Source organism: Colwellia sp. NW0002-52-1 (assembly GCF_057550865.1).
Map to the genome: position 1 here is coordinate 124,226 of NZ_BAAJLU010000011.1, position 12,523 is coordinate 136,748.

A 12,523-nucleotide genomic window follows, 5' to 3' on the forward strand; every position below is an offset into this window, starting at 1 on the left:
ATCGAAAGGAATTAACATGAAAACAGTAAAACTTTTATCTTTAGCCGTGTTGGCGGCATTAGCCGGCTGTGGTGGTGACGATGGCAAGAATGGCACCGATGGTGTTGACGGCAACAGCGGAAGCAATAGCTTGATCAGCCAAACATTATTAAATGTTGGCGATGCACAATGTCTTAATGGCGGTGTACAAATTGATTCAGGCTTAGATGATGATGGCTCTGGTGTATTAGATGCTAGCGAAATTGATGCAACTGAATATGTTTGCTCGCCAACCTTAACACAAGCACAAGGTTCAGCATTAGCGGCTACAACAAATAACCTCTGGTTTGAACAAGGGCAAAGCGTTTTAACACAAGCTGAGCTTAATACTCAATCTTTAGTGAATGCTAAAGGTAAAGCGAAAAACGTTATTTTGTTTGTGGGTGACGGTATGGGTATTTCTACGGTAACTGCAACGCGTATTTTAGCGGGACAAAAGTTAGGTAAAATGGGCGAAGAACATCAACTGAGTTTCGATAAACTACCTTATTCTGGTTTTGTTAAAACCTACAATGTAGATGCACAAACACCAGACTCCGCCGGTACAATGACCGCGATGATGTCAGGTGTGAAAACCGATGTTGGTGTGATTGGTGTCAGCGAAGCTATTAGCCGAGGTGATTGCTCTACTGTATCAGGCAATGAGTTAGTCACCGCCTTAGAATTAGCCGAAATAGCGGGTAAATCAACAGGTATTATTTCTACTGCCCGTATTACCCATGCTACACCGGCGGCAACTTATGCAAAATCAGCCGACCGAAACTGGGAAGATGTTTCTGATATGCCAGCTGCTGCTGTTACCGCAGGTTGCGTTGATATTGCTGCACAGTTAATCAGTTTTGAAAGTGATATGGAAAGTAAGTTTGCTGGCGCTGATGTTGATGGTCTCGACGTGGTATTAGGTGGTGGAAGACGACACTTTTTACCAAAAGACGCGGCTTTTAATAGTGCTGATGCAGTCAGTGCCATTGAAGGTGATAGAACCGATGGTCGTGATTTAACCGCAGAATGGAAAGCACAGTATCCAGGCGGTAGCTATGTGATGGACCAAGCAGGTTTTGACGCTGTTGATGCTAACACGACATCGCATTTGTTTGGTTTGTTCAATGAATCGCATATGCAATATGAAGCTGATCGCGAGAATGACATTGCCGGTGAGCCTTCTTTAAAGCAGATGACCAGTAAAGCAATTGATGTACTTGATAACAACCAAGACGGTTTTTTCCTAATGGTTGAAGCGGGCAGAATTGATCACGGTCATCATGCTGGTAGTGCTCATGGCGCGTTAACTGACGCAATGGCTTTTGCTGATGCGGTACAAGCGGCTGTTGATGCCACTGACCCTGAGGAAACCTTGATTATTGTTACTGCAGATCATAGCCATGTATTTACCATGGCTGGCTACCCTAAACGTGGTAATCCTATTTTAGGCAAAGTGGTGAGTGTCGGTAGTACCGAGCCAAGTCTAGCAAGCGATGGTATGCCTTATACCACGTTAGGTTATACCAACGGTAAAGGTTTTAGAGACTTAGGCACAGAAACCAATGCTGATGCTAGCTATAACGGTGATGCAGTTACAGGCCGTGTTGATTTAAGTACTGTTGATACCACTTCTGCGGGTTTCCATCAAGAAGCCTTAGTACCTATGGGCTCTGAAACGCATGCAGGTGAAGATGTTGGTATTTATGCATCAGGGCCTGGTGCGAATTTAATTACTGGCACGAATGAACAAAGTGTAATATTTCATGCCATGGATTATGCCGCTGATTTGGTTGCAAAAGCTGAGCAAGCACTAAACTAGTTAGCGTTGATTTAGTTTATCTAACCTGAACTCTGGATAATGAGTGCTTGATACTCAAGTGAATTAAAAGCTTAGGTGACAAAATAAATACTATAGCAAGGTGAACATCACGAGTAGACACAATCAATGCTTCATTTTATGCCATTTCCAAGGCAAAACGTTTATGAATAGCGCGCTATTTATCGACGTTTTAACGCAGAAAATGGGTTAAAAGGGAGGATTGAGCAAGTGCTGCTTATCCAGAGTTCAGGTTATCTAGAGAAGTTGTCATTATAAAAATGGCAACTTCCTTTTTCGCTAGTCTGGATTCACTATATTTATCAATCATGCTGGCTAGTCATCGTTTTATAACTACACAACAACATGCTTTAATAGGTTTTATTATGAAAATTATTGCCGCCTTATTATTCACCTTATCATTAACGGTTAGTGCCAATGAGTGCGAAATTTCTACTGATGTGATCAGTGCTTATTATCAACTTGATACGCAAACTAGCCACCAAGCATTGGAACATCGGTCAGTTAAACAACTATTCGAATTACACCGTAATAAAAATCAAGTTTTACAGCGCAATGTTGATAAAGGCGTGAATGACATTTGGTCATTACATGCTAATCGTTTATCGCTCAGCAGAGCGTTTGACAAGTATCAGCATATTATTGACTATCAACCGAATGAGTTAAGGTATCAGCCACAGTGGCAAGACGTTTATCAGTTGGTTGCCATACCCGCATTTAATCAGATGCAATTGGTCGAGCAAAAAGGCTCGGGTTGTTTACTGGAAGAGCACTATGTTTTGAAAGGCAAGGCTTTGAAAGGTAATGCATTGAAAGGTAATGCATTGAAAGGTAATGCATTGAAAGGTCAGCATCAGGGGTATCAATTGGTCTGGTTACCAAATTTACGTTTGGTAAAATCACTTACATTGCAAAGTGGGCAGTTAACACAGCAATGGCAGCTAACAAAATATCAACAAAAAAATGAAAAAATGTCAGCGTTATTTAAGCAATATGAAACTTATCAAACAACTGATTATGCAGATGTTGGAGACAACGAAGGTATACCATTTTTAGCTAAGATGATTAACCAAGGTTTTGCGATGCCGACATCTGAACCTAGATATAATGCTGTGATGACGCATAGCGGCCATCACCACTAAGTATCTATTTAGTTGGCACCTAGCGGCAGCTACTAATTGCCGCTATATAAATGCTTTTTAGTAATTGCACTTTCAGCCAAGGTTTTGTTGCCCGGTAACTCTAATGTGCCGTGCAGCAAATAAATAACTTTTTCACCCTGTTCGGCTAAATCGAGGGCATGTTGAACATTAATTAAAATATGTGACGCTATTTCTTGTGGAAACTTGCTAGCGTCGCGTCTAATGTATTCAATAATATCGGTATTAACTTCTTGGTCGTAAAATACCGCATCAGCAAATTGCATTTCTCGGTGTGCGTTAAGGGTCAAATTATCAGGATTGCCATCACCGGTGTGGATAAACACTATTTCCCCTTCCGGTGCTGGCGTTTGTGTTTGTAAACTGGCGATAAGTTGTTGCTCAGCTTGTGTGGTTTTTCCTGCTAAAATATTTTGACCAATACTGCCACGTAATGTGCGTTCCCAAAAAGTACGGCGGTCACGTATACTTTTTACTCGTGCTTTTACATGATCTCTGAATTTAAAGGAGAAATCTGCTAACTTGCCATAACCATAAGGTAAGGTTTTTTCGATTTGTTCGCGAAGCATTCGTAATAAAATAGGCGCACTGCCTGAGCTCGACATCGCAATGATCATGGGCGCGCGGTCAATAATCGCTGGCGTAATATAGTTACAAAGCTCTGGTTGGTCGACAACATTAGTTAGTAACTTTAACTTTGTGCTTTCTGCTGCTACTGCGCTATTAACTTCGCTACTATCTGTTGCGGCAATAACAATATTACAACTGCCAAGGTGACCAGACTGATAATTATGCTTGAGCCAAGTTAATTGATGTACATTAACCAAACGCTCAACACTACTATTAAGTGTTTCAGACATAATGGTGATATTAGTTGTCGACTTTAATAACAAGTCTATTTTACGGGCAGCAACTTCACCACCACCTATTATCATGGCGTTAATATGTTTGGCGTCTAGATATATAGGGAAATACTTCATTGTTTTTGACACTCTACCTTTATAGTTAACGATTAATCTTAGCTACACCGCGGTGACTAAAATTATTTTACTAAAAGGATAATAGTGTTTTACTGATAGCTAAGCCATTACTATCACCATAAATATAGTAACCTGGAGTAAAGTCTAACCCAGCAAAACTAATATTGAGGTTGATTTCACCTATACCTAACTTCTCGGTCTTTATTGGGCAGCAGCCGAGTGCTTTAACGCCAAGTGCTAAAGTGGCTATAGTGCCGGCGTCTCGAATACAGCCATTAATAACAATAGCTTGCCAGCCATTTTCTACAGCTTGCTCTGCTAACATATCACCGAGTAAAGCATTAGTGATGCTCGCTTTGCCATCAACAACCATGACTTTATTAGTGCCATCTGTGGCAACTAGCTCTTTAACCTTCGAGTTATCGTTATAACAACTAACGGTTACTATTTCGCCAAAAAATATGTTCTTGCCACCATAATCATTAAAAATAGGTGCTGCTAGGCTAAGTTCATTGGCATGCTCATCGAATAAATCAGGGAGTAGATCTAACATAGGTATCCTTAAAGTTTAGCTGGAGGCAAATTTTGTTGATGTTAACTTTATGACCATTACTTTAGCAGAACAGAGATTATTGATCTGTTACTCGCGACTATATTCAGTATCAAGCAAAGTTATTTTCCCACTTATATAGAGGTTACAAATAATAGGCATAAATAAAGGTAGTATATAGCGTCAGTTTTATTACTTAGCGCATCGCCTACAGCGTTGAGCTACTTCATATATTAGCTGGAATTAATAAAAAGATAACCGTAGCTTTTTTGTTAGGTTATAGTTTTTTGTCAGGTTATAGAGTGATAAACTAGCAAAAAATATTGAATGAGAATAAAAATGCCTTGGATCCAGCTTAGATTAAGTGCTGATGAAGACACTGCCGAAAAATATAGTGACTGGCTTAGTGCATGTGGTGCACAAGCGGTTACTTTTATCGATGCTAAAGATACACCTATATATGAACCTTTACCTGGTGACGATGTTATCTATTGGAATAATACGGTAGTGATGGGCTTATATGATGCCAGCCATGATATGGATAAAGTGCTTAACTATTTAAAAAGCATTCATCCAGATAAAGCTAATATGGCATATAAACTTGAGCAACTAGAAGATAAAGACTGGGAACGTGAATGGATGGATAACTTTCATCCAATGAAGTTTGGTGAGCGTTTATGGATTTGTCCTAGTTGGCGCGAAGTCCCCGAGCCAAATGCTGTAAATGTTATGCTCGATCCCGGCTTAGCTTTTGGTACCGGTACACACCCAACTACGGCATTATGTTTAACTTGGCTTGATGGTTTAGACCTTAAAGGTAAAACCGTAGTCGACTTTGGTTGTGGCTCAGGTATTTTATCATTGGCAGCACTTAAGCTAGGTGCAAAAAAAGTTATCGGTATTGATATCGATCCACAAGCACTGCAAGCAAGTTTAGAAAACGCAAAACGTAACCAATGTGAAGACCGTTTAGAATTATTTCTGCCTAAAGAGCAACCTCAATTTAAAGCCGATGTTGTAGTGGCTAATATATTAGCTGGACCATTACGCGAGCTTGCACCAGTAATAATAGAGTATGTTGCAAGTAAAGGCGTGCTAGCTTTGTCAGGTGTTTTAGAAGAGCAGGCTGAACAATTACAAAGCATTTATGGTGAGTTTTGTCAGATGGATTCGATAAAAGTTCAAGAAGAGTGGGTGCGTTTGTCAGGAGTTCGTAAATAGTTTTCAATAAATGTCTTAAAAAATGAGCAGCTTTTGTTATCAAATTGTACGAAATCTGCTCGCATCAACACTTTATAAAATGTCAATATAAAAAACGTGAAAAAAAGCGCTTTTTGTTCAATTTATATCCTTTTCAATCTTAAAAAAAACGCGTAAACTTAGCGCCCTTTTGACTGGTAGCTCAAAAAAACAACAGCGTGAAGATAGGTCCATACACTTTAGCAAGCAATACTATGCTTGCACCCATGGCGGGAATTACAGATCAACCATTTAGACAATTATGTTGTCAGATGGGGGCAGGGCTAGCAGTATCAGAAATGATGTCGTCTAATCCAAAAGTGTGGAATACCGGTAAATCTCAACGTCGTATGTTACATAGCGAAGAAGCAGGTATACGTTCGGTGCAAATTGCCGGTTCAGACCCTGAAGAATTAGCTTTTGCTGCTAGGTTCAATGCTGAGAATGGCGCCCAAATTATTGATATCAATATGGGGTGTCCAGCAAAAAAAGTAAATAAAAAATTAGCAGGTTCAGCGTTATTGAAAGAACCCGCGTTAGTCGAGCAAATTGTTAAAGCTGTGGTTAATGCGGTAGATATTCCTGTAACGTTGAAAATTCGAACTGGCTGGTGTGAAAACACTCGCAACGGTATTGAAATAGCCAATATTGCTGAACATAACGGAATACAATCACTTGCTGTACATGGCCGTACTCGTAATGACTTTTATAAAGGCAATGCCGAGTACGAGACTATTAAAGCAATTAAACAAAGTGTGAATATTCCTGTTGTTGCTAACGGCGATATTACTTGTGCGGAAAAAGCGGAACAAGTGCTGAATTACACTGGGGCTGATGCAATTATGATTGGTCGTGGTGCCCAAGGGAGACCTTGGATTTTTCGAGAAATTAACCATTTTTTGAAAACTGGCAGACATTTGTCTGCTCCTTCAACGGATGAAGTACGCTCTATTTTAATTGAGCACGTAATGGAATTACACAAATTTTACGGTGAATTTATGGGTGTACGTTTTGCCCGTAAACATGTTTCTTGGTACATGCAAACGCATGAACAAGGAAAATCGTTTCGTTCTATTTTTAATGCACTTGAGTCAGTTTCACAACAACTTGACGCATTAACTATGTATTTTGATAATTTAACTTTAGAAAGAGTCTGAACTTTATGTTTGAACAAAATATTTCCTCTCCATTTATTACCGGTGATCTACAAACTCAGACAAAGGCATCGCCTTTACGCACACAAGCGAAAGTAGCTATTAAAAACTACTTGTCACAGTTAAACGGTAATGACGTTGATGATATGTACGACCTTGTACTTTCAGAAATTGAAGCGCCAATGCTTGAAGAAGTAATGCAATACACGCGTGGTAATCAAACCCGCGCCGCTAACTTACTAGGCATCAACCGCGGTACTTTACGTAAGAAGTTAAAAAAATACGGCATGAACTAAAAAGTACGACAGGTTAGCCTGTCAATTAAAAGCACCCTCGGGTGCTTTTTTGTTTTTAGGGATGCAAAAGTTATCCAAATAGTCAACTTTAGCGCCCCAGTAAAAGTAAAAGTAAAAGTAAAAGTAAAAGTAAAAGTAACCAGCATAACAATGATAATAGGTGCGGGTATTAATTAGCCCAGCGATACCAACACCTGTTATAGGTCAGACAACCATTTTATTTTAATTTATAGGTAATTAGAAAAACCATGGATACACCACGCCCAATCAAACGTGCACTATTAAGTGTTTCAGACAAAACCGGTATTATTGAATTTGCTCGCTCGCTATCTCAAAAAGGTGTCGACCTTTTATCTACAGGTGGTACCGCGAAGTTATTGGCTGAAAATGGCATTAAAGTAACAGAAGTATCTGATTACACAGGTCACCCAGAAATTATGGACGGCCGTGTTAAAACCTTACACCCAAAAGTTCACGGTGGAATTTTAGCTCGCCGTGGAACTGACGAAGCGGTAATGACTCAAAACAACATCAGTGCTATCGATCTAGTTGTAGTAAACCTTTACCCGTTTGCTAACGCTGTTGCTGATGAAAATTGTTCTTTAGAAAATGCGATTGAAAACATCGATATTGGCGGCCCAACTATGGTTCGCGCTGCCGCTAAGAACCATAAAGATGTCACCATTGTGGTTAACGCTCATGATTACGACCGTGTGTTAGCTGAAATGTCAGCGAATGATGGTTCTTTGGTTTATAAAACACGTTTTGATTTAGCCATTGCTGCTTTCGAACACACGGCAGCATATGACGGCATGATCGCTAACTATTTTGGCAAAATGTTGCCTGCACATGGTAGTGATGAAGTGGTTAACCTAGAGAGCCAAAAGTTTCCACGTACCTTTAATAGCCAGTTTATTAAAAAACAAGACTTACGCTACGGTGAAAACTCACATCAAGATGCTGCATTCTATGTAGAAGCATCGCCTGAAGAAGCCTCTGTTTCAACAGCAAACCAAATTCAAGGTAAAGCGTTATCGTATAACAACATTGCAGATACTGATGCTGCACTAGAATGTGTTAAAGAATTTGATGAGCCAGCATGCGTTATTGTTAAACATGCAAACCCATGTGGTGTTGCCATTGGTGATGATATTTTAGCTGCCTATGAAGGGGCTTATAAAACCGATCCAACATCTGCTTTTGGTGGCATTATTGCTTTTAACCGTGAGTTAGATGAAGAGACAGCACAAGCTATTGTTTCTCGTCAATTTGTTGAAGTTATAATCGCACCGAGTACCTCTGATGCCGCGGCGAAAGTTGTTGCCACTAAACCTAATCTGCGTTTACTTGCTTGTGGCCAATGGTCTTCTAAAACAACAGGGTTTGATTTTAAACGTGTAAACGGTGGTTTGTTAGTACAGGACACAGATCAAGGTAGTGTAACTAGTGATGATCTAACTGTTGTGACTAAGCGTCAACCTACGCCTGAAGAAATGCGCGATTTGCAATTTTGTTGGAAAGTTGCGAAATACGTTAAATCAAACGCCATTGTTTATGTTAAAAATAGTTCTACTATCGGTGTCGGTGCAGGGCAAATGAGTCGTGTATATTCTGCTAAAGTTGCAGGTATTAAAGCGGCAGACGAAAACTTAGAAGTAGCTGGTTCAGTAATGGCATCTGATGCGTTCTTCCCATTTCGTGACGGTTTAGATGCAGCAGCCGAAGCTGGCATTACTGCGGTAATTCAACCGGGTGGTTCAATGCGTGACAATGAAGTTATTGCTGCAGCAGACGAACATAATATCGCCATGGTATTTACGGGTATGCGTCACTTCCGTCATTAAAAGCTCCGATTGAAAAAGTTATGCTTAGGTAATGTTACTATCTGAGCATAACTACTTAGGTATAGCTTTTAAAAAACACCAAAAAAACTGTGGATTCAGATAAATTATTACCTCGAAGTCCATAATTAAGTTTAAATGCCGTTTTTTGTCGATAAGATAAAACTTTCGGCACTGAACATCTGAAAGAAATCTGCTATAACTAGCTTCTATAAAAAATTACTCGTTAATGGAAGATAAAATGCATACTACAGCTCAAACGTTCAAAAAGGTTTTTACCGCATCAATTGTGTCTGCAACTTTATTATGTTCAGGTTTTGTTGCCGCTCATCAAGATGCTCATCATCAAAGTCAGCTCGAAAAAGCGATTGCTGGCGATCATCGCTCAGATAAAAATAAAGCTCGTGATGAATATCGTCACCCAAAAGAAACTTTAGAGTTTTTCGGTTTTACTCCAATGATGACTGTTGTTGAGATTACACCAGGTGGTGGTTGGTATACCGAAATTTTGGCGCCTGCTGTTAAAGGTAAAGGCAAACTTTACGGAGCACATTACCCTGATACAGGCGAAGATAACTACTACAGTAACTCTCGTAAGCAATTAGTTAAAAAGCTGGCAAGTAATGAAGTTTATAGCGAAGTAGAGTTAACTAACTTTGTACCACGTCAAGCAAGTGAGCTTGCTCCTGCAGGTACTGCAGATATGGTACTGACTTTTCGTAATCTACATAACTGGCGTGATGAAGGTGTAGAGCAAGTATTTAAAGATGCCTACAAAGCGCTGAAAAAAGGTGGCGTACTTGGTGTAGTTGAACATCGCTTACCTGAAGGCGTAGATCCTAAAGAAGCCGTAGGTTATGTATCGCAAAGTAAAACAATAGAGCAAGCAAAAGCGGCAGGTTTTACGTTAGCTGCTAGCAGTGAAATTAACGCTAACCCGAAAGATAAAGCCGTTTATCCAAAAGGTGTTTGGACGTTGCCACCCGTATTACGTTTAGGCGATGAAGATAAAGCTAAATATATGGCGATTGGCGAAAGCGATCGCATGACATTAAAATTTGTAAAATAATATTGAACCGCTATGACCTAATCCTTATAGGTCATAGCGATTTAACCAACTAGGAATGTAAGTTAATGAATGTTTTGGTCATTGGTAGTGGCGGTCGAGAGCATGCTTTAGCATGGAAAGCTGCGCAATCTTCTTCAATAAGAAAAGTATTTGTAGCGCCTGGCAATGCCGGTACAGCTACAGAAGATAAATTAGAAAATATTGCTATATCTGCTGACGATATTCCTGCACTAGTTGACTTTGCTAAACGCAACAATGTTGTGTTAACTATTGTCGGCCCAGAGCAGCCACTTGTTGATGGCGTAGTGGATGCCTTTCAAGCTGAAGGTTTAATGATCTTTGGTCCTAGCGCGAAGGCGGCACAACTTGAAGGCTCTAAATCATTTACTAAAGATTTTTTAGCAAGGAATAATATTCCAACCGGCAGTTATCAAACTTTCACTGAAATTGAACCTGCTCTTGCTTATGTTCGTGAGCAAGGTGCTCCTATAGTAGTTAAAGCCGATGGTCTTGCTGCTGGTAAAGGTGTAATAGTAGCCATGACTCTTGAAGAAGCAGAAGACGCAATTCAAGATATGCTTGCTGGTAACGCTTTTGGTGATGCAGGGCATCGTGTGGTAATTGAAGAGTTTCTAACCGGTGAAGAAGCTAGTTTTATTGTTATGGTTGATGGTAAAAATGTCTTAGCATTTGCTACAAGCCAAGATCATAAACGTGCATATAATGGTGACAAAGGGCCAAATACAGGCGGCATGGGAGCTTATTCTCCTGCTCCTGTCGTAACGCCAGAAATTCATCAACGCGCGATGAATGAAGTTATTATGCCTACCGTTGAAGGTATGGCCAAAGAAGGTGCCCCATATACTGGGTTTCTATATGCTGGTTTAATGATTGACGCTGACGGCACGCCAAAAGTTATTGAATATAACTGTCGCTTTGGTGATCCTGAAACACAGCCTATTATGATGCGATTAAAGTCAGATCTTGTTGAGCTATGTATGATGGCCTGTCGTGGTGAATTAGACAAAGCAACAATTGACTTTGATCCACGTCCAGCCGTAGGTGTTGTAATGGCTGCTGCAAATTACCCTGCGAGTTATCCTAAAGGTGATGTAATTTCAGGCTTAGATATAAATACACAAGCGGACCGTAAAATATTCCATGCGGGCACAGCTAACAAAGATGGAGCGATAGTTACCGCCGGTGGTCGAGTGTTATGTGCAACAGCCATTGGTAACAATGTTACTCAGGCACAACAATCAGCGTATGAATTATTAAAGCAGATATCATGGCCAGGTGTTGAGTATAGAACAGATATTGCTTACCGAGCGATTGAACGTGAACTTACCTAACCCATTAAGCTAAAAGTCAGATACTAAAAAGCCCAGTTTGTCTGGGCTTTTTGTTGTGCGCTAAAGCTAAATTTAATCAACTAAGGGATCTAACGTAATTTAGCAAAAGTTTCTTTATTTGCACCACCAGCTATTGCAGCGGCAATAGCTGAGTTTTTATCGACACCAGAATCTATCGCTGCATTTACAATGTTTTCGTATTCAGTATCTTTACTTTGAGTAACCGCTGTTTTAACTACATTATCCGCTTGGTTAGGAAATAGCGCCAAAATATCCTTTACAATATTTGTTGCTTGTTCAGGTATAGCAGTAATAGCCGCAGTTAAAATATCTAACACTTTACTCGGGTAGCTAGACGCGGTGTTATTCACAATGTTACTTGTATCGTAAGGCTCGGTGCGAATTGCTACTCGAACAATATTTTCGATTTCAGTTGGATTAAACTTTACGGCGGTATTGACTATCTCTTGCGCATAAGCAGGCTCAGCAGTAATTGCTATTTCAACTAACTCGCTGCTTGGGGCAACATTAGCTTTAATAGAATTCTCAATTACATCACAAGCAAGCACAGGTTGAGCTGATAAAGCGCCTAACATAATTTGGCGGTATTCTTCAGGGTAGCGCTTAAAGGCCACTGCCATTACTACGTCAACCTTTTCAGGGTAACGTGAAAGAATAGAATTAACACTACTTTGAATTGTTCTATGTTTCTTTACTTGTTGGTTTAATATTTTAGCTATTAAACGTTCCTGTTTATACTCAGCAATATCCTTCGCCATAACCGCACTACTAATACCAGCAAGAAAAAAGAAGGTAATTAATTTTTTCATTTACTATGCTCTCTGAGCAAACATCAAGGAAAATTCCAACATGTTTGTATTATTATTCTTATGTCCAAATCAATATAGAGTATAAGCTAAGATATATCTCCTGTTTATTTGTACATATAAATAGATATTTTTCAATTAAATGCTAGCCTAATTCAGCTAACTACATACTTCTTAGTCTGTTAACTAAGCAAATA

11 protein-coding genes are annotated in these 12,523 nt (G+C 39.7%); 8 read left to right on the forward strand and 3 right to left on the reverse strand.

Annotated features, from left to right (window positions below):
- Nucleotides 1-16: 16 nt before the first annotated feature.
- Both AC27H3_RS12175 and AC27H3_RS12180 read left to right on the forward strand, forming a co-directional pair.
- The gene (locus tag AC27H3_RS12175; RefSeq protein ID WP_487106562.1) at nt 17-1,840 is read left to right on the forward strand and encodes an alkaline phosphatase; all 1,824 of its coding nucleotides are present in this window, start codon (nt 17-19) and stop codon (nt 1,838-1,840) included.
- A gap of 383 nt (nt 1,841-2,223) precedes the next feature.
- A complete protein-coding gene (locus AC27H3_RS12180; protein WP_487106563.1) occupies nt 2,224-3,000 on the forward strand; it encodes a hypothetical protein in 777 nt (258 codons plus the stop codon).
- Between the two features lie 32 nt (nt 3,001-3,032).
- Here the strand turns inward: AC27H3_RS12180 and AC27H3_RS12185 are convergent, their stop codons facing one another.
- Complete coding sequence (locus tag AC27H3_RS12185; RefSeq protein WP_487106564.1) at nt 3,033-3,998, reverse strand: precorrin-2 dehydrogenase/sirohydrochlorin ferrochelatase family protein; 966 nt, start codon at nt 3,996-3,998, stop codon at nt 3,033-3,035.
- Between the two features lie 70 nt (nt 3,999-4,068).
- Nucleotides 4,069-4,551 (reverse strand): putative 4-hydroxy-4-methyl-2-oxoglutarate aldolase, encoded by a 483-nt coding sequence (locus tag AC27H3_RS12190; RefSeq protein WP_487106565.1) that lies wholly within the window; start codon nt 4,549-4,551, stop codon nt 4,069-4,071.
- Between the two features lie 336 nt (nt 4,552-4,887).
- On the opposite strand from AC27H3_RS12190, the gene prmA reads away from it, so the two are divergent.
- From prmA to purD, 6 genes are all read left to right on the forward strand, one after another.
- A complete protein-coding gene (prmA, locus tag AC27H3_RS12195; protein WP_487106582.1) occupies nt 4,888-5,769 on the forward strand; it encodes a 50S ribosomal protein L11 methyltransferase in 882 nt (293 codons plus the stop codon).
- Nucleotides 5,770-5,966: 197 nt separating this feature from the next.
- On the forward strand, nt 5,967-6,944 hold the full coding sequence (dusB, locus tag AC27H3_RS12200; protein WP_487106567.1) for a tRNA dihydrouridine synthase DusB: 978 nt from the start codon (nt 5,967-5,969) through the stop codon (nt 6,942-6,944).
- 5 nt (nt 6,945-6,949) lie between these two features.
- Nucleotides 6,950-7,237: a DNA-binding transcriptional regulator Fis gene (gene fis, locus AC27H3_RS12205; protein WP_044832893.1), complete on the forward strand. Its 288-nt coding sequence runs from the start codon at nt 6,950-6,952 to the stop codon at nt 7,235-7,237.
- A gap of 248 nt (nt 7,238-7,485) precedes the next feature.
- A complete protein-coding gene (purH, locus tag AC27H3_RS12210) occupies nt 7,486-9,081 on the forward strand; it encodes a bifunctional phosphoribosylaminoimidazolecarboxamide formyltransferase/IMP cyclohydrolase (protein WP_487106569.1) in 1,596 nt (531 codons plus the stop codon).
- Between the two features lie 238 nt (nt 9,082-9,319).
- Complete coding sequence (locus tag AC27H3_RS12215) at nt 9,320-10,147, forward strand: class I SAM-dependent methyltransferase (RefSeq protein WP_487106571.1); 828 nt, start codon at nt 9,320-9,322, stop codon at nt 10,145-10,147.
- Between the two features lie 65 nt (nt 10,148-10,212).
- Nucleotides 10,213-11,499, forward strand: a complete 1,287-nt coding sequence (gene purD / locus AC27H3_RS12220; RefSeq protein WP_487106573.1) for a phosphoribosylamine--glycine ligase — start codon at nt 10,213-10,215, stop codon at nt 11,497-11,499.
- Between the two features lie 89 nt (nt 11,500-11,588).
- Here the strand turns inward: purD and AC27H3_RS12225 are convergent, their stop codons facing one another.
- The gene (locus AC27H3_RS12225) at nt 11,589-12,329 is read right to left on the reverse strand and encodes a hypothetical protein (protein WP_487106574.1); all 741 of its coding nucleotides are present in this window, start codon (nt 12,327-12,329) and stop codon (nt 11,589-11,591) included.
- Nucleotides 12,330-12,523 lie beyond the last annotated feature (194 nt).